Here is a 26,224-nt window from a genome sequence, read left to right as displayed (position 1 = left end):
GGCTACTCCACCGTCACCGACTTGGCCAGGTTGCGGGGCTGGTCCACCTCGTTGCCCCGGGCCGTGGCCAGCTCGCACGCGAAGACCTGGAGCGGCACCGTGGACACCAGCGGCTGAAGCAGCGTGGGCGTGGCCGGGATCCGGATCAGATGGTCGGCGTACGGCACCACCGCCTCGTCCCCCTCCTCGGCGATCACGATGGTCCGGGCGCCCCGGGCCCGGATCTCCTGGATGTTGGAGACGATCTTGTCGTGCAGGACGGACCGGCCGCGCGGCGACGGCACGACCACCACCACCGGCAGGTCCTCCTCGATCAGCGCGATCGGCCCGTGCTTCAGCTCGCCCGCCGCGAAGCCCTCGGCGTGCATGTAGGCGAGCTCCTTCAGCTTCAACGCCCCCTCCAGCGCCACCGGATACCCCACGTGCCGCCCCAGGAAGAGCACGGTGTCCTTCGCGGCCAGCGACCTGGCCAGGGCCCGCACCGGCTCCATCGTCTCCAGTACGCGCTCGACCTCGCCCGAGATCCGCGACAGGTCCCGGATGACGGCGGAGATCTCGTCGCCCCACTTGGTGCCCCGCACCTGGCCCAGATAGAGGGCGACCAGATAGCAGGCCACCAGCTGGGTCAGAAACGCCTTGGTCGAGGCGACCGCCACCTCGGGCCCGGCATGTGTGTACAGCACCGCGTCGGACTCACGAGGGATGGTCGAGCCGTTGGTGTTGCAGATGGCCAGCACCTTCGAGCCCTGCTCCCGGGCGTGCCGCAGCGCCATCAGCGTGTCCATGGTCTCGCCGGACTGCGAGATCGCGATCACCAGGGACCGGGCACCGAGGATCGGGTCCCGGTACCGGAACTCGCTCGCCAGCTCCACCTCGCAGGGGATCCGCGTCCAGTGCTCGATGGCGTACTTGGCGATGAGGCCGGCGTGGAAGGCCGTACCGCACGCCACGATCACCACCTTGTCCACCTCGCGCAGCTCGGAGGCGCTGATCCGCACCTCGTCCAGCGTCAGCGAGCCGGCCGCGTCGATGCGCCCGAGGAGCGTGTCGGCGACCGCCTTGGGCTGCTCGGCGATCTCCTTGAGCATGAAGTAGTCGTAGCCGCCCTTCTCGGCGGCCGAGGCGTCCCAGTCGACGTGGTACGAGCGCACCTCGGCGGGGCGCCCGTCGAAGCCGGTGACGGTCACCCCGTCCCGGCGCAGCTCCACCACCTGGTCCTGGCCCAGCTCGATCGCCGAGCGGGTGTGCGCGATGAAGGCCGCCACATCGGAGGCGAGGAAGGCCTCGCCCTCCCCGACGCCGACCACGAGCGGGGAGTTCCGGCGCGCGCCGACGACCACGTCCGGGTCGTCCGCGTGCACCGCGACCAGCGTGAACGCGCCCTCCAGGCGCCGGCACACCAGCCGCATCGCCTCCGCCAGGTCCGCGCAGGAGGAGAACTCCTCCGCCAGCAGATGCGCGACGACCTCCGTGTCGGTCTCGGAGCTGAGCAGATGCCCCCGCTCCGCCAGCTCGGCCCGCAGCGCGGCGAAGTTCTCGATGATCCCGTTGTGGACGACCGCGACCCGGCCGGCGTTGTCCAGATGGGGGTGCGCGTTGACGTCCGTCGGCCCGCCGTGGGTGGCCCAGCGGGTGTGCCCGATACCCGTCCCGCCCGCCGGCAGGGGCCGGTCCACCAGCTCCTTCTCCAGATTGACCAGCTTGCCCGCCTTCTTCGCGGCCGCCATCCCGCCGTCCGCCGGCACGGCGACGCCCGCCGAGTCGTACCCCCGGTACTCCAGCCGCTTCAGTCCGGGCATCACGACATCGAGCGCCGACTGCGACCCCACGTAACCCACGATTCCGCACATGCGCCGCAGCCTAGAGGCGCGACCCCGCCAGAACAGAGCCCGAACCGGCCGCCTCCTGCCCGAAATCGGAAATTCCCACGGCCTACGACCGTCCCCGCGCCCCCGGCCCGGCCGCCGCGTGACGGACCCCACCCGCCATCGTGTTCAAACTCCGTTAACAATGGACTGTGATCTCTCCGGTCTCCTCGATGCCCCGGAGCACCCACCGGCAGAAGCCGGAGGTGACTCCCTACGTCGACCTCACCCGTGCCGAGTGGAGCGCGCTGCGCGACAAGACGCCGCTGCCGCTCACCGCCGAGGAGGTCGAGAAGCTGCGCGGCCTCGGCGATGTCATCGACCTCGACGAGGTGCGTGACGTCTACCTCCCGCTGTCCCGGCTCCTCAACCTCTACGTCGGCGCCACGGACGGCCTCAGAGGGGCACTGAACACCTTCCTCGGCGAACAGGGCGCCCAGTCCGGCACCCCCTTCGTCATAGGGGTCGCGGGCTCGGTCGCCGGCGGCAAGTCCACGGTCGCCCGGCTCCTCCAGGCGCTGCTCTCCCGCTGGCCCGAGCACCCGCGCGTGGAGCGCGTGACGACGGACGGCTTCCTGCTCCCCACCAAGGAGCTCCAGGCCCGCGGCCTGATGTCGAGGAAGGGTTTCCCGGAGTCCTACGACCGCCGGGCCCTGACCCGCTTCGTCGCCGACATCAAGTCGGGCAAGGGCGAGGTGACGGCCCCCGTCTACTCCCACCTCATCTACGACATCGTCCCCGGTGAGAAGCTCGTCGTCCGCCGCCCGGACATCCTGATCGTCGAGGGCCTCAACGTCCTCCAGCCCGCCCTGCCCGGCAAGGACGGCCGCACCCGCGTCGGTCTCGCCGACTACTTCGACTTCAGCGTGTACATCGATGCCAGCCCCGAGGACGTCGAGCGCTGGTACCTCAACCGCTTCAAGAAGCTGCGCCGGACGGCCTTCCAGAACCCCGACTCCTACTTCCGCAAGTGGACCCAGGTCTCCGAGGAAGAGGCCCTCGACTACGCCCGCACCCAGTGGCGCACCATCAACAGGCCCAACCTGATCGAGAACATCGCCCCCACCCGCGGCCGCGCCACCCTCGTCGTCCGCAAGGGCCCGGACCACAAGGTCCAGCGGCTGCGCCTGCGCAAGCTGTGAACTGGCAAGCCGGGCCTGTTAAAAAGGCGTCATGCTGCATCTGCGCCTGATCACACCGGCCGAGAAGACCGACGCCGTGGTCCGGCTGATCGAGAAGACCGTCGGCACCACACATCTGGTCGTCCTGCCGGGCGCCGCCCGCAATCCCACGGGGGACGTGGTGATGTGCGACGTGGCCCGTGAGGCGGGCGACGAACTCATCGGCGCACTCCGCGAGTCGGGCCTCGACGAGACGGGCTCCATCGCCGTCGAGAACATCGACCTGTCCCTCTCCAAGCGAGCCGACAAGGCCGAGGAGGAGGCCCCCGGCGAGGGCGCGGACGCGGTCCTGTGGGAGCACCTGGCGGACGCGACGCATGAGGAGTCGACGCTCTCCATCACCTACATCGCCTTCATCACGCTGGCCACGATGATCGCCGCCTGCGGTGTGGTCCTCGACAACGCCATCCTGATCGTGGGCGCGATGGCGGTGGGCCCGGAGTTCGGCCCCCTGGCCGCGTTCAGCACCGCGATCGTCCAACGCCATCCCAAGCTGGCGCTGCGCTCACTGATCGCGCTGCTGGTGGGCTTCGCGGTGGCCATGTTGGTGACGGTCGGCTTCAGCTACTTCATGGACTCCGTGAACCTCTTCAGCGCCGAGCAGTTGGATGCCACGCGTCCCAACACCAACTTCATCTACCGGCCCGACTGGTTCTCCTTCGTCGTGGCCGTCCTCGCCGGCTGCGCGGGCACCCTGTCCCTGACCTCGGCCAAGTCCGGCGCTCTGGTCGGCGTCGCGATCTCGGTGACCACGGTCCCGGCGGCCGCGAACGCCGCCGTCGCCTTCAGCTTCAACGAGTACAAGCAGGCCTGGGGTTCAACAGAGCAGCTACTGCTGAACCTCCTGGGCATCGTCCTGGCAGGCACCCTCACCCTGCTCTTCCAGAAGTGGCTCTGGCGAAAGCGCCCCTGAAGGGGCGCGGGGAACTGCGCGACAAGCCACGAAGCACCCGCAGCCCGCAACACACAGAACCCCCACCCCGAACCCGGCGCTCTTACCCCAGCGCCGACTTCACCGCATCAGCCAACCGCCCAGCCACAGACCGAGCCTGATCAATATCCGCGGCCTCGACCATCACCCGAACCAACGGCTCAGTACCCGACGGCCGCAACAACACCCGCCCGGTCTCACCGAGCTCCCGCTCCGCATCGGCCACGGCAGCCGCAAGCTCCCCCGAGGTCCCCACCCGCGTACGATCCACGTCCGGCACATTGATCAGCACCTGCGGCAACCGCTCCATCACAGAGGCGAGGTCCCGCAGCGAACGCCCCGTCTCAGCGACCCGCGCCGCCAGCATGAGCCCGGTCAGCGTCCCGTCACCCGTGGTCGCGTGATCGAGGATGATCACGTGCCCGGACTGCTCACCGCCCAGCGCGTACCCGTGCTCCTTCATCGACTCCAGCACATACCGGTCCCCGACCGCCGTCTGGATCAGCTGAAGCCCTTCACGCTCCATCGCCAGCTTGAACCCGAGGTTCGACATGACCGTGGCGACCACGGTGTCCGCCCGCAGCGCGGACCGCTCCCGCATGGCCAGCGCGAGTACGGCCATGATCTGGTCGCCGTCCACCTCGTCACCGGTGTGGTCCACGGCGAGGCACCGGTCGGCGTCCCCGTCGTGCGCGATGCCGAACGCGGCCCCGTGCTCCACGACGGCGGCCTTGAGGAGCCCGAGGTGGGTCGAGCCGCAGCCCTCGTTGATGTTGAGCCCGTCCGGCGAGGCACCGATGGTGATCACCTCGGCGCCGGCCCGCGTGAACGCCTCCGGCGACACCCGCGCCGCGGCACCGTGCGCCTCGTCGAGGACGATCTTCAGGCCGTCGAGTCGGTTCGGGAGGACGGCGATGAGGTGGGCGACGTACTGGTCGAAGCCCTCCAGGTACTCACGGACCCGGCCGACGCCCGAACCGGTGGGCCGGTCCCACGGCTCACCGTGGCGGTGGGACTCGTAGACCGACTCGATCCGGTCCTCGAGCTCGTCGTCGAGCTTGTGGCCGCCGCGGGCGAGGAACTTGATGCCGTTGTCGGGCATGGCGTTGTGGCTGGCGGACAGCATGACGCCGAGGTCGGCGCCGAGGGCACCGGTGAGATACGCCACGGCCGGCGTCGGCAGTACGCCGACCCGCAGGACGTCGACGCCCGCGCTCGCGAGGCCGGCGACCACGGCGGCCTCCAGGAACTCCCCGGACGCACGCGGGTCCCGTCCGACCACCGCCGTCGGGCGGTGGCCCTCGAACGTGCCCGACTCGGCCAGTACGTGGGCCGCCGCCACCGACAGGCCCAGCGCCATCTCGGCCGTCAGGTCCGCGTTGGCGACGCCGCGCACGCCGTCCGTGCCGAAGAGTCGTCCCACTTGTCCTCCTGTTGGAGCGTCATTTCTCGGAGATCATCCGATCGCACAAGCCTTTGAACGTCTTGTGCCGTTATACGCCTAAGGCTGTGATAAACGAACGCCCCGGCGGCACTGTGGCGTGCCGCCGGGGCGTTCGGACGTACTGCTGAAGTGCGAGTACGAAGTGCAGGCAGCGAAGCTTAACGCTTGCTGTACTGCGGGGCCTTGCGGGCCTTCTTGAGACCGGCCTTCTTGCGCTCGACCGCACGGTCGTCGCGGCGGAGGAAGCCGGCCTTCTTGAGGGCGCCGCGGTTGTTGTCCACGTCGGCCTCGTTCAGCGCGCGGGCCACGCCGAGGCGCAGGGCACCGGCCTGACCGGAGACACCGCCACCCGCGATGCGGGCGATGACGTCGTAGCGGCCCTCGAGCTCGAGCACCTTGAAGGGCTCGTTGACTTCCTGCTGGTGCACCTTGTTCGGGAAGTAGTCCTCGAGGGTGCGACCGTTGATCTTCCACTTGCCGGTGCCCGGGACGATCCGGACGCGGGCGATGGCGTTCTTGCGACGGCCCAGGCCGGCGGCCGGCTGCGGGTCGCCAAAGCGGCCGGCGAGGGACTCCGAGGTGTAGTCGCCCTCGACGGGGACCTCGGACTCGGTGGTGTAGCTGTCGATGTCGACAAGCTCGGTCTCGGTCTCTTCGACCGGCTGCTCAGCGGTGGTCTCGGCCACGATGCTCCTCAGATCTTTTCTGTTTGGTGTGTGGCCGGAACTACTGCGCGACCTGGGTGATCTCGAACGGCACCGGCTGCTGGGCAGCGTGGGGGTGCTGGTCGCCCGAGTAGACCTTCAGCTTGGAGAGCATCTGACGGCCCAGGGTGTTCTTGGGGATCATGCCCTTGATGGCCTTCTCGACGGCCTTCTCGGGGTTCTTCGCCAGCAGCTCGTCGTAACGGACGGAGCGCAGACCACCCGGGTAGCCGGAGTGGCGGTACGCCAGCTTCTGGGTCTTCTTGTTGCCGGACAGGTGAACCTTGTCGGCGTTGATGATGATGACGAAGTCGCCCATGTCCATGTGAGGGGCATAGGTCGGCTTGTGCTTGCCGCGCAGGAGGTTCGCGGCAGTGGTAGCCAGACGGCCCAGGACGATGTCCTGTGCGTCGATGACGTGCCACTGGCGAGTCACATCGCCGGGCTTGGGGCTGTACGTACGCACTTCGCAGCCTTCTTCTTCAGTGGATGGGTGCTGACACATGGCATCACTGAAGCGATCGTGCAGCTGGGGACGACAGTGCCGGGAACGATGCCCGTATGCCGCCCACTGGTAACTGCTCCAGGGAACCTACGTAGGGGCTTCTCGCCTGAGAGCGACCAAGCCGATACGCATAACAAGCTGCAAGCCTACTCGGGCTGCCCCGGACGGGTCAAAACGAGCCCGCCACCGTACGGTCACACCGCCGTCACCGCGATCCGGCACCCCCGCCCACGTGAACATGCCAGGCGTGGTCCGCGCCACACCCGCGTCCAGGCAGAACGCCGCACCAAGCACCCTCAGATGTCACGTTTGCCCGCACTCGTTCCCGAACACCTGGGACCGCAGAGCCCGTTGAGGCGGACCGGTCCGCCGCGCGCCCCGTCTAAGATGCGCCCCATGAGCTACGGGCAGCAAGGGGGACCCCCGTCCCAGTGGGACCCCTGGAAACCGAATTCCCAGCAGCCGTGGACCAGCGGCGGTGACGGCCAGACCCCGGACTGGGCCGCGCTCGCCGAGGCGTCGGAGACCCGCAACAAACGGCGCAAGCTGCTGTTCGTCGGCGGCGGCGCCCTGGCCACCGTCGCGATAGGCACCGCCGTCGCCGTGGCCGTGGTCTCGGCGAACAGGAGCGACAACGAGGCCTCCACGACCTCCTCGCTGCCCGCCAGCGCCGACATCCCGAGCCAGTCCCCCACGGACCCGTCGTTCGCCCCGACCAGCGCCCCGCCGCCGCTGGACCCGAAGGACTTCGTGGCCAGCAAGACCAAGGACACGGCCCCGCTCAGCGTGGCGTCCCTGTTCCCGGGCACGCAGCTGACCATGGGCGAGACGGTGTACAAGAAGGGCGCGTCGGGCGACACCGAGAAGTGCGCCGCGGCCGCCAACGCCGGCGGCACCCTCGGCAAGGTCCTCAACGCCAACGACTGCACGCGCGTGCTGCGGGTGTCGTACGTCAAGGACGGTGTCGCGGTGACGGTCGGCGTGGCCGTCTTCGACACCGAGGCGCAGGCGACGAAGGCCAAGAGCCAGGCCGACGACAAGAGCGTCATCGCCTCGCTGTCCGGCGACGGCGTGAAGTCCTTCTGCACCTCCGCGATCTGCCGTACGACGACCAACTCCTACGGCCGCTACGCCTACTTCACGGTCGCCGGGTTCACCGACGGCAAGGACGTGACGAAGAAGAGCACCTCGGTCTTCTCGACCGGCGACGACCTGGCCGAGTTCACCTTCCGGCAGATCCGCCGGCGGGGCGAGGCGCAGGCGTCGGCCGCCGCCGAGGGCTGACCGTCCCGCGCCGGCCGTCCCGCGGACGCGGGGCGGCCGGCGCTCGGGTCACCGGTCAGGAGCCGGACAGCGTGTCGAACCAGCTCACTCCGTCCCCGTGGAAGCCCTTGGCGGCCTTCTCGGCCTCCTTGGCCGACAGGGCCTCGCCGGACTGGTAGTAGAGCCAGTCGATCTTCATGTCCCAGGCGCGGTCGCCGGTGAAGGGCAGATCCACGAACCAGGTGTTGAAGTTGATCGCCATGTCGGCGCGCGGGGCGTAGTCCGAGCCGCTGCGGTAGAGGGTCTTGCCGTCGATGCTGTAGGTGACCGAGTTCTTCTTCACCGTGATCACCATGGTGTGCCAGCCGGCGATGCTCTTCTCGGTCTTCTGGGTCACCCGGTCGCCCTCGTCGGCGTTGCGCCAGGTGGTGGTGTCCAGCTTGGGGCCGGGCGCGCCCCAGCCGCCGTTCGGCATGTACTCGTTGTCGAGCTCGCTGTACTTGTCTCCCGAGCCGCCGATGGTGAAGAACGTCTGGTTGACGTGGTCGCCGTTCTTGCCGGTCGTCGGCTTGTCGGTGAAGTGGATGCGGGCCGCGTAGGTGCCGGTGCGGAACTTGGCCTCCTTCGTGCCGACGGCCGCCTGTTCGGTGCCCGACTTGGTGCCGTCGGTGGAGGCGCGCAGCTGGAGCACCTGTCCGCCGAGGGCCTTGTCGTCGCCGGGGAAGGTGACGCCCTTCGTCGTCCAGGTGTCGTCGATGCCGGGGCCGCCCTCGCTGGTCCGCACCAGCCAGCCGTGCTTGAACAGGGCGGTGTCCTTGGGGCCCCGGTAGTTGAAGTCGTCGAAGAAGGCGCCCTCGGGGAGTTCGGGCACGGCCCTGGGCGCGGGCGAGGCCTTGGCCTCGGCGCCCTCGCCGCCGGGCTCCTCGCCCCACACCAGGGCGCCGCGCAGATAGGCCGGGACCCGGTCGGAGTCCTGGTAGGTGCGCTTGGCGGCGTCGAAGGACCAGTCGCCGTCCTGGCTGACCTTCTTGTGGTCGGTGCGGTAGAGCTGGATCTCCAGCCCCTCGCTGTTCGCACCGGGCTTCAGGGTCCCGGCCTTCTCGGTGAAGCCGAGCTCCAGGTAGTGGTCGGCCCCGTCCTGGGGCTTGTCCATGGCGACCACGGTCCCGGTCAGGTTCGAACAGCCCACCGCCGCCTCCACACAGTTGAAGGCGTACGACGCGTCCCCGTCGGCGGTGAAGTAGTAGCGCAGCGCGACCTCGCTGAGCGGCACCGGCTTCTCGGAGGTGTTGAAGACCTCCAGCCAGGGCCGGGCGGCGTCGGCGTTCGCCCCGGTGGCCGTCCGGTAGCGGACGGTGAGGTCGGGCGGCTCGGGGTTGAAGTGCTGCCACAGCGGCTTCGCGGCGAGGACACCGCCGCCGAGGACGGCCACCACGAGCAGCACCTTGAACGCTCTGGCTATGCGGCTCGGGCGGCGGGGCTGACGGCGAGAGGTCGCCACGGAGACTCCTTCGGGGGCGCGCGGGGCGGGCGCCCGGCGGATGGATCGGCAGTGAGGGTACCCGCCGGCGCCGCCGATGCCAGGGGCGTATGAGAAAGACGACCGGCGCCAACGGGGCCGACTCACAGCGGAGGCCAAGGGTTGTACGGGTAGCTACGTGACAATCACGACTGTGTGTGACCTATGGAGACGGAGTGACGAGGTTGTTAGCATGCTCGCTCCTGTATTCGATAGATAAATATCTGTGCGCCTAGCCATCGGAGCTCTTTGGGGGGCGGCGCCGGGGTGGGATGCATTGCTGTGAACCGAACCTCCACTGTCGACCTCGTCATCGTCGGGCTCGGCTACGTAGGGCTGCCCCTTGCCCGCGCAGCAAGCGCTTCCGGACTGACAGTCGTCGGTCTCGACCGCAACGAGCGTGTGGTCCGGGGACTGAACGAGGGCGCTTCACACGTCGACGACATCAGTGACGCCGACGTGCGCGCGATGCTCGGCCAGGGTTTCCGGGCGGTCGACTCGCCCGAGGTCATCGCGGACGCGGCCGCGGTCGTCATCTGTGTGCCGACCCCGTTGACCGAGCACGGCGCGCCCAACCTCGGAGCGGTGGACGCCGCCGTCGAGGACATCGCGGCGCACCTCACCCCGGGCACCCTGGTGGTCCTGGAGTCCACGACGTACCCGGGCACCACCGACGAGGTGGTCCGCCCGCGTCTGGAGGCCGGCGGCCTGAAGGCGGGCGTCGACTTCTACCTGGCCTTCTCCCCCGAGCGCATCGACCCGGGCAACCCCACCTACGGCCTGGAGAACACGCCCAAGGTGGTCGGCGGCACCACGCCCGACTGCACCAAGGCCGCCCGCGCGCTGTACGAGCGTTTCGTCGGCGGTGTGGTGGAGGCCAAGGGCACCCGTGAGGCCGAGATGGCCAAGCTGCTGGAGAACACCTACCGGCATGTGAACATCGCCCTGGTCAACGAGATGGCGATGTTCTGCCGCGAGATCGGTGTCGACCTCTGGGACTCCATCCGCTGCGCCTCCAGCAAGCCGTTCGGCTTCGCGCCCTTCTACCCCGGTCCCGGCGTCGGCGGTCACTGCATCCCGATCGACCCCAACTACCTGTCGTACAAGGTGCGTTCGCTCGGCATCCCGTTCCGCTTCGTGGAGCTGGCCCAGGAGATCAACCAGCGGATGCCCGCCCATGTGGTGTCGCGCGCCGCCGATCTGCTCAACCAGCAGGGCAAGCCGATCCGCGGCTCGCGTGTGCTGCTGCTCGGCGTGACCTACAAGCCCGACATCTCCGACCAGCGGGAGAGCCCGGCCGTCGACGTGGCCGAGCTGCTGCTGGAGCGCGGCGCCGAGCTCGTCTACTACGACCCGCGCGTCGAGGGCTGGACCGTGGAGGGCGCCGAGGTGCCCCGCGTCGAGGACTACCTCGCGGGCGCCGAGCAGGCGGACCTGACCATCCTGCTCCAGCAGCACAGCGAGCTCGACCTGGACCAGCTGGTGGACCGTGCCGCGCTGCTCTTCGACACGCGCGGCAAGACGGCCGACCATCCCTCGGTGGTCAAGCTGTGACCGACTCCTACGTACAGGGCGCCGTCGACTCCGACGGCCGCCGCCGGCACAAACGGCGACGGCATCTGAAGGTCTCGTACTTCTTCTTCCTCGCCATCGCCGCCGTCATCGTCACCAAGCTGGACCCCAGCTCGCTGCACCTCTACTCGTTCGGCGCGATGGCGCTGCTCAGCCTGAAGATGTTCGGGGCGCTCTTCTACCGGCCCGCCAAGGCGGACCGCGAGGAGCTGCTGCTCCTGGACAACTCCTGGGTCACCGCGGTCATCCCGATCTACAACGAGGACCCGGTGATGTTCGAGCAGGGCATGCGCAGCCTCCTCGCGCAGAGCCGGCTCCCCAACGAGATCCACATCATCGACGACTGCAGCGCCGACGCCGGCGGCATCAAGGCGGCGAAGAAGCTGCGCCGCGAGTTCGAGGCCAAGGGCGTCAAGTACACGGTGAGCGTGCAGCCCGAGAACAAGGGCAAGCGCGAGGCCCTCGCCCTCGGCTTCGAGGCGGCGCCCTACACCGACCTGTTCCTGTGCGTGGACTCCGACACGATCCTGTCCCGGGACACGGTCCGTGAGCTGCTGCTGCCGATGGCCGACCCGAAGATCATGGCCTCCACCGGCATGGTGCTCGCGCTCAACCACGACAGCAACATCTTCACCCGCCTCCAGGACCTGCGGTACGGCAACTCGTTCCTCTTCGAGCGAGCCGCGTACTCCCGACTGAAGTCGGTCCTGTGCTGCTGCGGCGCCCTGTCGGTGTACCGCGGCACGCTGGTGCGCAAGTACCTGCCGGACTTCCTGAACCAGCAGTTCCTCGGCAAGCCCGCCGTGTTCGGCGACGACCGCCGGATGACCAACTACTGCCTGATGGAAGGCCAGGTCGTCTTCCAGGAGACGGCCGTCGGCTACACCGCCGTACCCGAGAAGCTGCCGCACTTCCTGCGCCAGCAGGTGCGCTGGAACAAGTCCTTCTTCCGTGAGTCCCTGTGGGCCTTCACGCACCAGAAGAAGTTCCGGCCCGCCTTCTGGCTCACCTGCATGGAACTCGCCCTGTGGCTGATCTTCGGCTCGGCGATGTTCTACTCGATGGTCATCCTGCCGGTCATGCACCCCGAGCGGTTCGTCAACCACATCGGCGACTACCTGCTCTTCATGGTCCTCATGGGGTACCTGCGCAACGTCCGCTACCTGGACTTCCCACGCCGCGGCATGGGCTTCATCAGACGCTTCGGCATGTTCCTGCTGGCTCCGCTGTACGGCGTCATCCAGCTGCTCCTGCTGACCCCGCTGCGGTTCTACGCCCTGGTCACCCTGCACAAGGGCAGCTGGGGCACCCGCCAGGCCGGCGTCGAGGTGTCGGTCGCGGGCCATGAGCAGGAGGTCTCGGAGGTCTGGGAGGAAGAGGACGAGTACTCCTCCCAGCAGGTCTCCTCGACGATCGAGATGATGCGGCTCGAGGGCATCGCCCTGGCCCGCACCGCCCCGCACGCGACCCCGCGGCAACCGGTCGGCGTGGGGGCGGGCGCCCAGCAGTCCTACGGCACCCACTCCCAGGGCGAGCTGCGGGACCTCGGCCGGCACACCCCGCAGCAGGCGGTGGCCTGGCAGGGCGTGACCCAGCCGGGACCCCAGCAGCCGCAGCAGCCCCAGCCGCACCAGCCGGTCCCGCCGCAGGGCTTCGGAGCCCAGCAGCAGGGCCGGCAGCCGTACGCCGGCCAGGGCCAGGGCCAGGGCCAGGGGCAGCCTCCGTACCAGCAGCAGCCGCAGGGATACAACCAGTGGCAGGGCCAGGACCAGGGGCAAGGACACCCGCAGGGACAGGGACACCCACAGGGCCAGGGCCACCCGCAGGGACACCGGGGCCAGATGCCCTACATCCCGCAGCAGCCTCAGGGCTCGTACTCCCAGCAGCCCCAGGGCTCCTACTCCCAGCAGCCCCAGCAGCACCCGAACCCCCAGCAGCCGCAGCAGCCCCACGGCGGCGGCCGGCAGCAGTACTGGGACCCGGAGACCGGCGCACCCCTGCCGGAGCAGCAGCACCAGGACCCGTACTGGCAGGACGGCTGGAACGGCGACCGTCGCTAGCACCGGCGCCACGGTGACCGCCCCGAGAGGCGGTCACCGTCGGTCCGGTCAGCTGTAGTACGCCATGGCCTCCTGGACCGTGAGCACCTTGATCCCCCGCTTGTCGATCTCGGTCATCAGCTGCTTGAGCCCCGCCTGACTGATCTCGGTGCTCGTCGCCGGGACACCCGCGACCACCTTGTGCAGGCAGAGGATCAGCCAGTCGCCACTGCGGGCACAGCGGTCGAGGCTCCCCCCGGCGCCGATCACCTTGGTCAGTGTCGTACCGCCGATGCCCGACCCGTCGTTGATCCCCGTCAGCGCCTTGAGTCGGTAGGGCATCGCCGGGGCGTAGCTCTCGATCGTCTCGGAGATGATCGAGCGGGCCGTGGTGAAATGCCGGGCCGCGAGTTGGTCCACGGGCACACCGTCCGTGGTCTTCTGAAAGGCGCCGTGCGGATAGGCGAAGTGCTCGCTGGAGAATCCATTGCCGACGAGCCACTCACGGAGCTTGCCGAAATCCTGGTCGACCTGCTGCGCGGTGAGCTTGGGATAGCTCGCCGTGTGCGTCGCGTTGGCGTAGGAATGCCCGGCCATTTCCCAGCCTGAGGAGTCCTGGAGGGAACGCATCTTCGCGATATCCAGGAAGGAGCCGGTGCCTATCACGTCGGCGATGTTGTAGACCGTGCCCGGCATTCCGAACGCGTCCATGACCGGGCGGCCCAGGTCGTGGACGGAGGTGTGCGAGTCGTCGAAGGTGATGGACACCACGCCCTTGGGGAAGACGGTCGTGGTGTCGGGTATCAGCTCGATCGCCTGGAGGTGATACGTCACCGGCCCGCCCGCGTCGTCGTAGACCGCGAACGACATGTCGGTGAACCCCGACCGCACGGACGGCTCGCCCTGCGCGGAGATCGTGTACGCGCCGGCCGCGGCGGCGACGTCGGCCCACTGGAGATGGACCGTCACCCACTCCCCGGACTGCACGTAGTTGGCCGCGGTCGCCGAGTGGGTGTGCACACGCCAGTTGAAGGAGTCCTTCAGCCCGTTGCTCCCCAGGTAGAAGACCACCTTGCCGAGATGGGCGACGTCCGTGACCCGGAAGAGGATCCGGATCATCTTCCCGCTGAGGTCCATCGCGGTCATGCCGGTCTTGCGGACGTACGACTGGACTCCGCTGCCCGCCGTCGTCACTCGTACCGAGCGGGTGCCGCGGGTGAACACCGCGGTGTCCCCCGGGTTCGACGAGGCGGTGCCGCCGCCCCCGGCCGACCAGCCGTGTCCCTCCTGGAACTGCTGGCTCCAGGTCGCCCGGCGATGCCGCGGCCGGCGTCCGCTCGGCGCGTACGGCGGTGCCGTCAGGTCGCCGGCCGCCGCCGCGTCGGCCCGCGAGAGGAGATCGTCACCGAGCAGCCCCGCCGCCCCGCTCCCCACGACCAGCCCCCCGACGCCCAGATAACGCAGCGCGGAGCGCCGACCGACCCCGCGCTCCGGCTTCCTTTTGCGTCCGGCCGAAACGGATTGCTCTCTACCGCTGCTCAAAGCGTGGCTCCTGACTCAACTCGACGTACACAGAAGTTTCTTATCGCACATCGACCCCACTGTCTGCGAAACGGAAGTCCCAATTCAACGTCACATTCCCGGTGTTCAATGCGCCCACTGTGACAGTAAACTCATCTGTGACGGGTGGGGATGATGCGTACGGTCCTTTTTCTCATCCAGGACCGGGCCGGGATCGGGGAGTCTCGCCGTCCCACCGTCTTCACGGGCCCCAGGGGGGGCTGTGTACCCAGACACTGGAGGGGTCAATGAGACAGGGTTCCGTCACGCTGCGCCGCGGCGTTCGTGCCACGGGCGCGGCCGCGCTTCTGGTCACGAGCCTGGGCATGGGGGGAGCCTTCCCGGCCGCCGCGGCGACCGAGCCGTGCAAGCCGACGGAGGGCTTCACCCACTGCCGGATCTTCGACCACACCGGCGCGGCCGTGGACTTCCAGGTCCCGGCCGGAGTCGAGGAGTTGGACTTCCGCGGCTGGGGCATGGGCGGCGACGGCAACCCGTTCGCCAGCGGTGGCAACGCCGCGTATGTGGGAGGTTCGCTGGACGTCACCCCCGGTGAGCATCTGACCGTGAAGGTCGGCGGCTGGCGCACCGGCGGGGGCAAGCTCTTCGGCGACGCGCTCGGCGGCAAGCCCGGCTCGGGCAGTTGGGGTGAGCGCGGTGGCGCGAGCACCGCGGTCCGCGACGCCGACGGTTCCGCCCTGTTCATCGCCGCCGGCGGCGGTGGAGGCGGGGCCGGCGTCAGGGCGAACGGCGACGCCGGTAGCGGCGGCGCACAGGACGGCTTCGACGCCGCCGAGAAGGACCTCGGCGGCAAGGGCGCCAAGGGTGGCACGGGCGGCGCGGCCGGCGGCGAAGGCGGCAAGGCGGGCGCCGACCACACGCAGGGCGGCGCCGGCGGTGACGGCGGTCCCGAGGCGGGCGGCGGCGGCGCGGGCTACGCGGGCGGTGGTGGCGGCGCCGGCGAGAACGCGGCGGGCGACTCCGGCAGCGGCGGCGGCGGTTCCAGCTGGGTCGACGCCGAACGCACCTCCGACGTACGCATGGTGACCAGCACCAACTGGGAGCCGGCGGCGAAGAGCGACCCGTTCTGGGTGCACAATCCGCTCGACGACAACGAGCCGGACATCTCCGGCGTCGGCCAGGGCGGCAGCAACGCCCGCGGCGGCGACGGTCGCGTCGTCCTCCAGTGGAAGTCTCCCGACGGCGCCCCCGTGGTGACCGAGCTGACCCGGGAGTCCGGCGACGACCAGAGCGTCCTCCCGCTCGGCGTCTCCGACCCGCTGGTGGTCGTGGCCCGCGACAAGAAGGGCGAGCCGCTTCCCGACCAGAAGGTGGCCTTCACCCTGGTGGACCCGGACAACCTCGGCGTGAAGTGGGAGGACTTCCCCAACGAGGTCTACACGAACGCCCAGGGTCGCGCCCAGTCCCCCAGCTTCATCACCGGCGAGAAGGAGGGCGACTTCACGGTCCGGGCCACCTCCGGTGACGCCACGACGACGTTCACCGCCCACGTCAAGAAGACGACCCATGTCATCGAGATCACGGGCGGCGACGAGCAGCGGGCCGAGCCCGGCGCGGCCTTCGCCGACCCCCTGACGGTCAAGGTGACCAAGGCGGACAAGCCGGTGACCACCACCGTGAAGTTCCAGGTGGAGGGCGACGCCGAGGACGCCCCGGTGTTCCACGGCGGCGAGAGCGTCGCGCGCGTCGCCACCGACACCGACGGCGAGGCCACGGCCCCGGAACTGACCGCCGGCCTGGCCACGGGCACGTACACCGTCGTCGCCACCGTCGGTGAGGCCTCGGCCCGCTTCACCCTCGAGGTGACCGAGGAGGGCGCGACCGCCTCCCCGTCGCCGAGCCCCTCCACCACGACGGGTACGACGGGTACCACCGGCGGCTCCGACAACACCGGCACCCAGGGCGACTCCGGCAGCCTGGCCCTGACCGGCGCCGCCGGCGTCGGCACCCTCGCCGGAGCGGCCGTGGCCCTGGTCGGCCTCGGCTGGGCGGCGACCCGTCTGCGCAAGCGCCCCCGCACCCAGGACTGACACCGACGCGGTGACGTCAGCCGAAGGGGGCCCCGTGCCACGGGGCCCCCTTCAGTGCACCTGCCCCCGCACCCGCCGCGCCTGCCGCTGCCGCTCCGCGAGCATCTCGTCGGCCGGATAGGCGACCTCCTCCAAGGTCAGCCCATAGGGCCGTACGACATGGACGGCACTGTCCCGCACCCCGGCGTCCAGCACCTTGCGCGGCCACTCGACCCCCCGGTGCCCGTCCCCCACGAACAGCAGCGCCCCGACCATGGACCGCACCTGGTTGTGGCAGAAGGCGTCGGCACGGACCTCGATCTCGACGACCCCGTCCGTACGCCTGCGCACCCCGAAGTCGAAGATCTCCCGGACCGTCGAGGCCCCCTCGCGCTTCTTCGCGTACGCGGCGAAGTCATGTTCCCCCACCAGCGACTTGGCGGCGGCGTCCATGACCTGGACGTCCAACTCCCAGTCGTGCCACAGCACATGATTGCGCAGCAGCGGATCCACACCGCCCGGCCGGTCGCCGACCCGGTAGACGTAGCGCCGCCACAGGGCCGCGAACCGCGCGTTGAACCCCTCCGCCGCCTCGGTGAGCGCCCACACCCGCACGTCCTTGGGCAACCGTCCGGCCAGCCGCTTCAGCAGCTTGTCCCGATGCTCGCCCCACAGCTCGACGGGCAGATCGACATGAGCCACCTGCCCCCGGGCGTGCACCCCGGCATCGGTCCGCCCCGCCACGGTCAGCTCGTACGTCGTCTCCCCCGACCGCGTCACGGTCCTGAGCGCGTCCTCGACCTCCCCCTGCACGGTCCGCTGCCCCCCGGCCTGCTTGGCCCACCCGGAGAACGCGGTCCCGTCGTAGGACAGATCAAGCCGGACACGGACGTATCCGGGCGCTACTTCATCACTCACGTACAGATCCTCTCAGGACACAAAAGCGGGCCCGCCCCTCAGAAGAGGAACGGACCCGCTGACACGCCCCCGAAGGGGCGCGGGGAACTGCGCGAACAACCACGACGAACGCCGCAGCCGCCGACAGCCAGAACCCGGCAGACGCTTACGCGTCCTTGGACTCCTCGGCAGCGTCCTCGGCCGGAGCCTCGTCAGCCTTGGTGGTGTCGACCTTGGTCTCCTCGGCAACCGGAGCAGCCTCGGCGTCCTTGGCGGCACGCTTGGTGGCGGCCTCGGCCTCACCCGTGGCCTCCTGCGCGACCGTCAGCGCCTCGACCAGCTCGATGACAGCCATGGGCGCGTTGTCGCCACGGCGGTTACCGATCTTGGTGATACGGGTGTAGCCACCCGGACGGTTCTCGTACCGCGGGCCGATCTCGGTGAAGAGCGTGTGCACGATGCCCTTGTCCGTGATGACCTGGAGCACCTGGCGGCGGTTGTGAAGGTCGCCCTTCTTCGCCTTGGTGACCAGACGCTCGGCGTACGGCCGCAGCTTGCGGGCCTTCGCCTCGGTCGTGGTGATACGGCCGTGCTCGAAGAGCGCCTTCGCGAGGTTCGCGAGGAGGAGCTTCTCGTGCGCGGCGCTGCCGCCCATACGGGCACCCTTGGTGGGCTTCGGCATGGTGTTTCTCCTAGGTGTCTGCCCCGGCCGTATCAGGTACCGGAGTCAGTATCCGAGCAGACGGTTGTCCGTCGGAGATCCGGCCAAGGCCCCGAAGGGGCCTGACCGGAAGGGGCGCGGGGAACTGCGCGATCAAGCACAGCGCACCCGCACCCAAGTACGGACCAGATGGCCCGAGCTCTTAGTACTGCTCAGTCTCCACGAACCCGGCGTCCGCGTCGTCGTCCGCGCCAAACGCGTCCGCCGCAGCGGTCGGGTCGAACCCGGGAGGCGAGTCCTTGAGCGCCAGGCCCATACCCGCCAGCTTCGCCTTGACCTCGTCGATCGACTTCGCACCGAAGTTGCGGATGTCGAGCAGGTCCGCCTCGGAACGCGCGACGAGCTCACCCACGGAGTGGATGCCCTCACGCTTGAGGCAGTTGTACGACCGAACGGTGAGCTCCAGCTCCTCGATCGGCAGCGCCAGGTCGGCGGCGAGGGCGGCGTCCGTCGGGGACGGGCCCATGTCGATGCCCTCGGCGTCGATGTTGAGCTCGCGAGCCAGACCGAACAGCTCGACCAGGGTCTTACCGGCCGACGCCATGGCGTCACGCGGACGCATGGCCTGCTTGGTCTCGACGTCGACGATCAGCTTGTCGAAGTCGGTGCGCTGCTCGACACGCGTGGCCTCGACCTTGTACGTGACCTTGAGAACCGGCGAGTAGATGGAGTCGACCGGGATACGGCCGATCTCCTGGCCCACCTGCTTGTTCTGCACGGCGGAGACGTAACCACGGCCACGCTCGACCGTGAGCTCCATCTCCAGCTTGCCCTTGCCGTTGAGCGTGGCGAGGACCAGGTCGGGGTTGTGCACCTCGACACCGGCCGGAGGCGCGATATCGGCGGCGGTGACCAGACCCGGACCCTGCTTGCGCAGGTACATCACAACGGGCTCGTCGTGCTCGGACGACACGACCAACTGCTTGATGTTGAGGATCAGGTCGGTGACGTCCTCCTTGACGCCCGGCACGGTGGTGAACTCGTGCAGGACACCGTCGATCCGGATGCTGGTGACAGCAGCGCCGGGGATCGACGACAGGAGGGTACGGCGCAGGGAGTTGCCGAGGGTGTAGCCGAAGCCCGGCTCCAGCGGCTCGATCACGAACCGGGAGCGGAACTCGTCGACGACCTCTTCGGTCAACGAGGGACGCTGAGCGATCAGCATGTTGCGATCCTTCTGTCAGGGGCGCCCGCTATTTGACGCCCTGATGTGGAACAAGGGTACGGGCGATACGACCGAAGAGGTCGTACCGCCCGGCTGTTTACATGTGGGGGACAACCCCCACGCCCCCGGCCGACAAGCCCGGAAGCACAGCAAGCCCTTAAGGCACCGACGTCAGACGCGGCGACGCTTCGGCGGACGGCAGCCGTTGTGCGGGGTGGGCGTGACGTCCTGGATGGAGCCGACCTCGAGACCGGTCGCCTGAAGCGAACGGATGGCCGTCTCGCGACCCGAACCCGGGCCCTTGACGAACACGTCAACCTTGCGCATGCCGTGCTCCTGCGCGCGGCGGGCGGCCGACTCGGCGGCCATCTGCGCGGCGAAGGGGGTGGACTTGCGCGAGCCCTTGAAGCCGACGTGGCCGGCGGAGGCCCAGGAGATCACGTTGCCCGAGGGGTCCGTGATCGAGACGATCGTGTTGTTGAACGTGCTCTTGATGTGGGCGTGCCCGTGAGCGACGTTCTTCTTTTCCTTGCGGCGCACCTTCTTGGCAGCGCCCTGACGACCCTTGGGGGGCATCTAGTAACTCCTACGGGGAGGTGGTCGGTCCTACAGCGAAGACCGCTGATGAAGCGTTGTCCGCTGAGGACTACTTCTTGCCCGGCTTCTTCTTGCCGGCGATGGCGCGACGCGGGCCCTTGCGGGTACGAGCGTTCGTGCTGGTGCGCTGACCGCGGACGGGCAGACCACGACGGTGACGGAGACCCTGGTAGCAGCCGATCTCGACCTTGCGGCGGATGTCGGCCTGGATCTCGCGACGGAGGTCACCCTCGGTCTTGATGTTGTTGTCGACGTACTCACGAATCGCGACGAGCTGCTCCTCGGAGAGGTCGCGAACGCGGGTGTTCGGGTCGATGCCGGTCTCGGCCAGCGTCAGCTGGGAGAGAGTGCGGCCGATACCGAACACGTAGGTCAGGGCGACCTCCACGCGCTTTTCGCGCGGGATGTCAACACCGGAAACGCGTGCCATTCAATGGCTCCTGGTGATCTTCGGAGGTCTTCCACAGAGCCGGTTCCCAGCCGCCGTACCAGGTACGAACTGGGTCCTCGGCCTCCGAACCGAGGGTGTCAGGCACCAAGGCGCCTGGGCTCTGCGTATGAACATATTCAGCTCGCGTCGCGCGAATCTCTGCGATGTCGATGCAGAGGGATAGGTCGTGCGTCAGCCCTGGCGCTGCTTGTGGCGCGGGTTCTCGCAGATGACCATGACCCGACCGTGACGGCGGATCACCCTGCACTTGTCGCAGATCTTCTTGACGCTCGGCTTGACCTTCATTAGGTGAGGTTCTCCGGGTCAGTGCCACCACCCGCGTCCCGGAGACCGGGCCACGGAAGCGGGGGCAAGATCTACTTGTAGCGGTAGACGATCCGGCCACGCGTCAGGTCGTACGGAGACAGCTCCACCACGACCCGGTCGTCAGGGAGGATGCGGATGTAGTGCATACGCATCTTGCCGCTGATGTGTGCCAGGACCTGGTGGCCGTTCTGGAGCTCGACCTTGAACATGGCGTTCGGAAGAGACTCGACGACAGTGCCCTCGATCTCGATGGCACCTTGCTTCTTGGCCACGCTTCGCCCTTCGAATCGACTACCTTGATCGACCCTGTGCGAGCGCATGAAGACATGCGGGTGCACGAGAGCCGACGAGTCAGTCTACGTCAGCGCACCCGGAAAGACGAATCGAGGAAGAATGCCCCGGACGGGAGATCATTAAGCACGCCGGGTACGAGAACGCGCCCCCGAAGGGGCGCGGGGAACGGCGCGACCAGCCACGACGCACCCGCAGCCGCCCGACGACAGAACCGCCCTCCCCGGAAGGCGCTCAGGCCAGCGGATCCGGCGCGGCGACAACGCCATACTCGGCCAGCTTCGCCTTACCCCCGTCGGGAGCCGTCAGCACCAGCGGACCGTCCACGGTCAACGCGACGGAGTGCTCCCAGTGCGAGGACCACGTGCCGTCGGTGGTGATGACGGTCCAGTCGTCCGACAGGACCTCCGTCCGAGGCGTCCCCAGCGACACCATCGGCTCGATCGCGAGGCAGAACCCCGGAACCAGCTTCGGCCCCTTGCCCCGCCGCCGGTCGACGTAGTTCAGCAGATGCGGGTCCATGTGCATCTCGGTGCCGATGCCGTGGCCGCCGTAGTCCTCGACGATCCCGTACTTCCCGCCGCCCGGCTTCGGCTGCCGGCGGATGTACGTCTCGATGGCCCGCGACACGTCCACGAGCCGGTTGCCCTGCTTCATCGCGGCGATACCGGCCCACATGGACTCTTCCGTCACCCGGGAGAGCTCGACCAGCTCCGGAGCGTGACCGGAGCCCACAAAGGCCGTGTAGGCCGCGTCGCCGTGCCAGCCGTCGACGATCGCGCCGCAGTCGATGGAGATGATGTCGCCGTCCTTGAGGACGACGTCCTCGGACGGGATGCCATGGACCACGACCTCGTTCACGGAGGTGCAGATCGTCGCCGGGAACCCGCCGTACCCGAGGAAGTTCGACTTCGCCCCGTGCTCGGCGAGCACCTTGCGCGCGACCTCGTCCAGGTCCTTTGTGGACGCCCCCGGCACGGCCGCTTCGCGCGTGGCCGCGTGGATGGCGGCGACGACCAGCCCCGCCGCCCGCATCTTGGCGATCTGGTCGGGGTTTTTGATCTGCACTGTCAGCTCTGCCCTTTCACGGGATCCCGGTCTTGTACACCACAACAGTACGGCCCCCGGTGGCGTGCCGACACGCGGTCGTCCCCGTCGGGCCCCGCCCCGGTCAGCGCCGGGTGAAGACCGGCGTCCAGCGGCTGTCGTCGCGCAACGTCTGCGACCGGAAACCGGAGAGCGGCGCGGTGCTCCCGTCGAGGCCGACCAGGAGCAGCTGGTTGCGGAACTCGCCCTTGCCCGGATCGCAGCGCTCGGGATCGCAGCGCCAGGCGATGAGGTGCCGGTCGTCGGCCCATGCGAGCAGCTGCTGGCCGGGGACCACGGCGGCCCGCTCACCGTCCTTCACCCGACGCACCTCGGAGACGATCTCATCGCCTTCCCCCACGAAGGCCCCGGTCTCCAGCTTTCCGTCGGGAGACCGTGCGACCCCCGGGTCGTACGGGTCGGCCTCCTGCTCCGGGGCCGGGACCTCCTTGCCGGTCCCGTCGTAGAAGACCCGGCCCGACTTGTTGTCGGCGGGCGCCCACACCCGCTTCCCGTCACGGCTCCACTGGAAGTCCTGGCGCCCGCCGACGGGCACCCCCGGCTCGGTCTTCCCGGCCGGCCGCTCGGCGAAGGCCGCCTTGCCGGAGGCGACGTCGATCACGTAGAAGCCGGCGCGGCTCTGCTTGGGCCCCGGGACCGTCCGGTCGTTCAGCTCGTAGGACGCGTCCTTGAACAGACCGTCCGGGTTGAGCCGGTACGCCGTCGCCAGCAGCCGCTTGCCGTCCGGCGAGAACCGCACGCCGCCGACACCGCCGCCGACACCGCCGTCGGCACCGCCGCCGACGTCGATCCAGCGCCGTACCTTGCCCGTGGCCAGGTCCACCAGCCCTATCCGTTCGACGGGCAGATCGCGCTCCAGAACCGCCGCGGTCCGCATCCCGGGGGCGACGTCCACCCAGGCCCAGTCGGTCTTCGCGTACCGGCCGGTGGCCGTGTCGAGCAACCACCATTCATAGGTGCCGACCGCGTTCCCGTCCGGCCGCTTCACGAGCTTCGTCGTGTAGTACGTCGAGACGGCGACGCTTCCCGCCGCGATCAGCTGCCGGGGCGGGGACTGGTCCGGGTGCGCCGCGACGCCCGTGACACCGGTGACACCGGCCGCCTTCGCCGCGGGCCGCCCCTCCCTGTCATCGCCGCCGCGCAGGGCGAGCGGTACGGCGATCCCCGCGGCGACGACGGCGGCGACGAGGCCGGCCACCACGAGGCGGCGAGCCCTGAACGGGGTACTGGTCTGCGGGTCGGGGGCCATGCTGCACCTCCACAAGAGACGGGAAAACGAGAAAGGGGCCGCTCCCGCAAACACGGAGCAGCCCCTCTGGAGCAGATCTCAACCCATGAGCCGGTGAAGCGTCAGCGCACGGGTCGAGCTAGCGCATCCGCGGTTTACTCGTTGAACCACTCCGGCGACCAGACGGCGGCGCCGCCACCGTTCCACCAGACCTGCATCTTGTAGACCGACAGCTGGCCGATGTTCTCGCCCTTCTTGTCGCACCCGGCGTTGCCGCCGTCGTCGAGGGTCCACAGCCGCGACTGGATACCGGCGGAGTTCCGGACCCACAGGGCACCGGTGACTCCGTAGCCGTCGGCCTTCTTGTCGCAGACCTCGAAGACATCGCCGTCGTCGTGGAAGTGCATGTAGCCACGGCCCGACGGAAGGGTGATCTGCTTGTCGCTCTCGGCCTGCGCCGAGGCACTCAGCCCGACCACCAGAGAGGCGGTCGCACCGGCCACCAGGGCCGCACGGGTGAGCTTTGCCTTCAACATATTCCTCTTCCCCATGAGGTTGTTGCGTCACCGGAGGTCAGCCGGTGAGGTCCTGTGAACCCTATGGGGCGCCTGTGTCTCATGTCCACATCAATTTGACCTTGCCGTAGGCACAACACAACGGCCGCGGTGCCCCGAAGGACACCGCGGCCGTGGGGGCCACGCGAACTACTTGTTCTCGGCGGCTTCGCCCTTGAGCGCCTCAAGGGCGCGCTGCGTGATCTCGTCCACCGGACCCAGGGAGGAGATCGTCACGACCAGCCCCTGCGCCTTGTAGTAGTCGATGATCGGCTCGGTCTGTGTGTGGTAGACCTCAAGGCGCGTGCGGACGGTCGCCTCGGAGTCGTCGTCCCGCTGGTACAGCTCGCCGCCGCAGACGTCACAGACGCCTTCCTTGACCGGCTTCTTGTACGTCACGTGGAAGACGTGCGAGGAGTCGTTACGGCAGATGCGCCGGCCGGCGATCCGCTTGACGACCTCCTCCTCGGGGGCCTCCAGGTCCAGCACCGCGTCCAGCTTGATGCCCTCGGTGGTGAGGAGTTCGTCCAGCGCCTCGGCCTGCGAGACGTTCCGCGGGAAGCCGTCGAGCAGGAAGCCGTTCACGGCGTCCGGCTGCTCCATACGGTCCTTGGCCATCGCGATGGTGACCTCGTCGGGGACGAGGTTGCCGGCGTCCATGTAGGACTTCGCGAGTTTGCCCAGATCCGTCTGCTGGCTGATGTTGGCGCGGAACAGGTCGCCCGTGGAGATGTGCGGGACACGCAGTTTCTCTGCGAGGCGTGTGGCCTGCGTTCCCTTTCCGGCGCCAGGCGGCCCGACGAGGACGATTCGCATCAGCGGAGGAACCCTTCGTAATTGCGCTGCTGGAGCTGGCTCTCGATCTGCTTCACCGTCTCGAGACCCACACCCACGATGATCAGGATGCTGGTCCCGCCGAACGGGAAGTTCTGGTTTGCCCCGAAACCAACCAACGCCATCGTCGGGATGAGAGCGATCAGACCCAAGTACAGCGAACCCGGCCAGGTGATCCGGTTGAGCACGTAGGAGAGGTACTCAGCGGTCGGTCGGCCAGCCCGGATGCCCGGGATGAAGCCACCATACTTCTTCATGTTGTCGGCGACTTCCTCGGGGTTGAACGAGATCGCGACGTAGAAGAAGGCGAAGAAAACGATCAGCAGAAAGTAAACGCTGATGTAGATCGGGTGGTTGCCCTTGGTCAGGTTCTCCTCGATCCAGACTTTCCAGCCGGAGTTGCCGCTCGAGAACTGCGAGACGAGAGCCGGGATGTAAAGCAGCGACGACGCGAAGATGACGGGAATCACACCCGCCTGGTTCACCTTCAGCGGGATGTACGTCGACGTACCGCCGTAGGCGCGGCGACCGATCATCCGCTTCGCGTACTGAACCGGGATCCTGCGCTGGGCCTGCTCGACGAAGACCACCAGGCCGACCATGACCAGGCCGACCGCGATGACCGTGCCGAACTCGATCCAGCCGCCCGCCAGGGTGCCCTGCTTCTTGATGGCCCACAGCGCGGACGGGAAGGTGGCGGCGATCGAGATGAACATCAGGATCGACATGCCGTTGCCGATGCCGCGGTCGGTGATGAGCTCACCGAGCCACATGACGACGGCCGTACCGGCGGTCATGGTGATGACCATGACGATGGTGGTGAAGATCGCACGGTCCGGCACGATGGTCGACGCGGCGGTGCAACCGGAGAACAGGGCGCCGCTGCGGGCGGTGGCGACGAGGCCGGTGCCCTGAAGGATGGCGAGCGCCACGGTCAGATAACGGGTGTACTGCGTGATCTTCGCGGTACCGGCCTGACCCTCCTTCTTGAGGGCTTCCAGACGCGGGATGACCACGGTCAGCAGCTGCAGGATGATGCTCGCCGTGATGTACGGCATGATCCCGAGCGCGAAGATGGTGATCTGCAGCAGCGCCCCACCGCTGAACATGTTGATCAGGCCGAGGGGGCCCTGGTTCGCGGACGCCTCGTCGACGCACTGCTGGACGGACTTGTAGTCGACGCCCGGGATCGGGATGTGGGTACCTACTCGGTACACCACGATGATGCCCAGCGTGAAGAGCAGCTTCTTGCGCAGGTCGGGCGTCTTGAACGCCCGGGCGAACGCGGTGAGCACGGTGCCTCCTGCGACCCCCGCGCTACTGCGTCAAGGGTGACGGTCTTGAGGTTCGACGGATACAGACGAATACGTAACGGCCAACTGCCGCTCAGGGTGCCCCAGGTGAAGAACCCTGTGAAAGTTGGCAGTGCAGGCCACCTTACCGGCGAGACTGCCACCCTA

The 26,224-nt window shown here is 68.6% G+C and carries 24 protein-coding genes; 6 read left to right on the top strand and 18 right to left on the bottom strand.

Annotation, left to right across the window (positions count from 1 at the left end; all coding sequences use genetic code 11):
* Positions 1 to 2 precede the first annotated feature (2 nt).
* The gene (gene glmS, locus ABKA17_RS00555; protein ID WP_353689776.1) at positions 3 to 1,850 is read right to left on the bottom strand and encodes a glutamine--fructose-6-phosphate transaminase (isomerizing); all 1,848 of its coding nucleotides are present in this window, start codon (positions 1,848 to 1,850) and stop codon (positions 3 to 5) included.
* Positions 1,851 to 2,038: 188 nt separating this feature from the next.
* Here glmS and coaA point away from each other — a divergent pair, with 188 nt between their 5' ends.
* Together coaA and ABKA17_RS00545 are read left to right on the top strand one after the other, a co-directional pair.
* Positions 2,039 to 3,007 carry a type I pantothenate kinase gene (gene coaA / locus ABKA17_RS00550; RefSeq protein WP_353689775.1) on the top strand — a complete coding sequence of 323 codons (969 nt, stop codon included), beginning with the start codon at positions 2,039 to 2,041 and terminating at the stop codon, positions 3,005 to 3,007.
* 31 nt (positions 3,008 to 3,038) lie between these two features.
* Positions 3,039 to 3,959, top strand: a complete 921-nt coding sequence (locus ABKA17_RS00545) for a DUF389 domain-containing protein (RefSeq protein ID WP_353689774.1) — start codon at positions 3,039 to 3,041, stop codon at positions 3,957 to 3,959.
* 82 nt (positions 3,960 to 4,041) lie between these two features.
* On the opposite strand, the gene glmM is transcribed toward ABKA17_RS00545, so the two are convergent.
* The 3 genes from glmM to rplM form a co-directional block, all read right to left on the bottom strand.
* A complete protein-coding gene (gene glmM, locus ABKA17_RS00540) occupies positions 4,042 to 5,400 on the bottom strand; it encodes a phosphoglucosamine mutase (RefSeq protein WP_353689773.1) in 1,359 nt (452 codons plus the stop codon).
* Positions 5,401 to 5,579: 179 nt separating this feature from the next.
* Positions 5,580 to 6,107 (bottom strand): 30S ribosomal protein S9, encoded by a 528-nt coding sequence (gene rpsI, locus ABKA17_RS00535; protein WP_045559466.1) that lies wholly within the window; start codon positions 6,105 to 6,107, stop codon positions 5,580 to 5,582.
* A 40-nt stretch (positions 6,108 to 6,147) separates the two neighbouring features.
* Positions 6,148 to 6,591 (bottom strand): 50S ribosomal protein L13, encoded by a 444-nt coding sequence (rplM, locus tag ABKA17_RS00530; RefSeq protein ID WP_045559465.1) that lies wholly within the window; start codon positions 6,589 to 6,591, stop codon positions 6,148 to 6,150.
* A gap of 435 nt (positions 6,592 to 7,026) precedes the next feature.
* Between rplM and ABKA17_RS00525 the strand changes: the two genes are divergently transcribed.
* Positions 7,027 to 7,914, top strand: coding sequence for a hypothetical protein (locus ABKA17_RS00525; protein WP_353689772.1), 888 nt, complete (start codon positions 7,027 to 7,029; stop codon positions 7,912 to 7,914).
* Between the two features lie 55 nt (positions 7,915 to 7,969).
* Here the strand turns inward: ABKA17_RS00525 and ABKA17_RS00520 are convergent, their stop codons facing one another.
* The gene (locus tag ABKA17_RS00520) at positions 7,970 to 9,394 is read right to left on the bottom strand and encodes a cellulose binding domain-containing protein (protein WP_353689771.1); all 1,425 of its coding nucleotides are present in this window, start codon (positions 9,392 to 9,394) and stop codon (positions 7,970 to 7,972) included.
* Between the two features lie 300 nt (positions 9,395 to 9,694).
* Between ABKA17_RS00520 and ABKA17_RS00515 the strand changes: the two genes are divergently transcribed.
* Together ABKA17_RS00515 and ABKA17_RS00510 are read left to right on the top strand one after the other, a co-directional pair.
* A complete protein-coding gene (locus ABKA17_RS00515; protein ID WP_353689770.1) occupies positions 9,695 to 10,966 on the top strand; it encodes a nucleotide sugar dehydrogenase in 1,272 nt (423 codons plus the stop codon).
* The gene (locus tag ABKA17_RS00510; protein ID WP_353689769.1) at positions 10,963 to 13,044 is read left to right on the top strand and encodes a glycosyltransferase; all 2,082 of its coding nucleotides are present in this window, start codon (positions 10,963 to 10,965) and stop codon (positions 13,042 to 13,044) included. The genes ABKA17_RS00515 and ABKA17_RS00510 overlap by 4 nt, the downstream gene beginning before the upstream one ends.
* A 48-nt stretch (positions 13,045 to 13,092) precedes the next feature.
* Here the strand turns inward: ABKA17_RS00510 and ABKA17_RS00505 are convergent, their stop codons facing one another.
* Positions 13,093 to 14,565, bottom strand: coding sequence for a polysaccharide deacetylase family protein (locus tag ABKA17_RS00505; protein WP_353689768.1), 1,473 nt, complete (start codon positions 14,563 to 14,565; stop codon positions 13,093 to 13,095).
* Between the two features lie 266 nt (positions 14,566 to 14,831).
* On the opposite strand from ABKA17_RS00505, the gene ABKA17_RS00500 reads away from it, so the two are divergent.
* Positions 14,832 to 16,634 carry an Ig-like domain-containing protein gene (locus tag ABKA17_RS00500; RefSeq protein ID WP_353689767.1) on the top strand — a complete coding sequence of 601 codons (1,803 nt, stop codon included), beginning with the start codon at positions 14,832 to 14,834 and terminating at the stop codon, positions 16,632 to 16,634.
* Between the two features lie 51 nt (positions 16,635 to 16,685).
* Here the strand turns inward: ABKA17_RS00500 and truA are convergent, their stop codons facing one another.
* The 12 genes from truA to secY form a co-directional block, all read right to left on the bottom strand.
* Complete coding sequence (gene truA / locus ABKA17_RS00495; protein ID WP_353689766.1) at positions 16,686 to 17,531, bottom strand: tRNA pseudouridine(38-40) synthase TruA; 846 nt, start codon at positions 17,529 to 17,531, stop codon at positions 16,686 to 16,688.
* A gap of 145 nt (positions 17,532 to 17,676) precedes the next feature.
* Positions 17,677 to 18,192 (bottom strand): 50S ribosomal protein L17, encoded by a 516-nt coding sequence (gene rplQ / locus ABKA17_RS00490; RefSeq protein WP_353689765.1) that lies wholly within the window; start codon positions 18,190 to 18,192, stop codon positions 17,677 to 17,679.
* Positions 18,193 to 18,373: 181 nt separating this feature from the next.
* Entirely contained in the window at positions 18,374 to 19,396 is a 1,023-nt protein-coding gene (locus tag ABKA17_RS00485; RefSeq protein WP_003966937.1) for a DNA-directed RNA polymerase subunit alpha, read from the bottom strand.
* A 171-nt stretch (positions 19,397 to 19,567) separates the two neighbouring features.
* The gene (rpsK, locus tag ABKA17_RS00480) at positions 19,568 to 19,972 is read right to left on the bottom strand and encodes a 30S ribosomal protein S11 (protein WP_003956432.1); all 405 of its coding nucleotides are present in this window, start codon (positions 19,970 to 19,972) and stop codon (positions 19,568 to 19,570) included.
* Between the two features lie 70 nt (positions 19,973 to 20,042).
* Positions 20,043 to 20,423: a 30S ribosomal protein S13 gene (gene rpsM, locus ABKA17_RS00475; protein WP_037680379.1), complete on the bottom strand. Its 381-nt coding sequence runs from the start codon at positions 20,421 to 20,423 to the stop codon at positions 20,043 to 20,045.
* A 192-nt stretch (positions 20,424 to 20,615) separates the two neighbouring features.
* Positions 20,616 to 20,729, bottom strand: a complete 114-nt coding sequence (gene rpmJ / locus ABKA17_RS00470) for a 50S ribosomal protein L36 (RefSeq protein WP_003998809.1) — start codon at positions 20,727 to 20,729, stop codon at positions 20,616 to 20,618.
* A gap of 71 nt (positions 20,730 to 20,800) precedes the next feature.
* Positions 20,801 to 21,022 carry a translation initiation factor IF-1 gene (infA, locus tag ABKA17_RS00465; RefSeq protein WP_003948620.1) on the bottom strand — a complete coding sequence of 74 codons (222 nt, stop codon included), beginning with the start codon at positions 21,020 to 21,022 and terminating at the stop codon, positions 20,801 to 20,803.
* A gap of 253 nt (positions 21,023 to 21,275) precedes the next feature.
* Positions 21,276 to 22,109 carry a type I methionyl aminopeptidase gene (gene map / locus ABKA17_RS00460; RefSeq protein ID WP_353689764.1) on the bottom strand — a complete coding sequence of 278 codons (834 nt, stop codon included), beginning with the start codon at positions 22,107 to 22,109 and terminating at the stop codon, positions 21,276 to 21,278.
* 103 nt (positions 22,110 to 22,212) lie between these two features.
* On the bottom strand, positions 22,213 to 23,397 hold the full coding sequence (locus tag ABKA17_RS00455; protein WP_353689763.1) for a hypothetical protein: 1,185 nt from the start codon (positions 23,395 to 23,397) through the stop codon (positions 22,213 to 22,215).
* Positions 23,398 to 23,531: 134 nt separating this feature from the next.
* Positions 23,532 to 23,912, bottom strand: a complete 381-nt coding sequence (locus ABKA17_RS00450) for a hypothetical protein (protein ID WP_353689762.1) — start codon at positions 23,910 to 23,912, stop codon at positions 23,532 to 23,534.
* Between the two features lie 168 nt (positions 23,913 to 24,080).
* Positions 24,081 to 24,746 (bottom strand): adenylate kinase, encoded by a 666-nt coding sequence (locus tag ABKA17_RS00445; protein WP_353689761.1) that lies wholly within the window; start codon positions 24,744 to 24,746, stop codon positions 24,081 to 24,083.
* Positions 24,746 to 26,059 (bottom strand): preprotein translocase subunit SecY, encoded by a 1,314-nt coding sequence (gene secY / locus ABKA17_RS00440; protein ID WP_353689760.1) that lies wholly within the window; start codon positions 26,057 to 26,059, stop codon positions 24,746 to 24,748. The genes ABKA17_RS00445 and secY overlap by 1 nt, the downstream gene beginning before the upstream one ends.
* Positions 26,060 to 26,224: the final 165 nt, after the last annotated feature.

Source organism: Streptomyces sp. RG80, assembly GCF_040446465.1.
Classification (GTDB): Bacteria; Actinomycetota; Actinomycetes; order Streptomycetales; family Streptomycetaceae; genus Streptomyces.
Note: the sequence above shows the minus strand (reverse complement) of the source record. Positions and strands in the feature narration are given on the sequence as shown.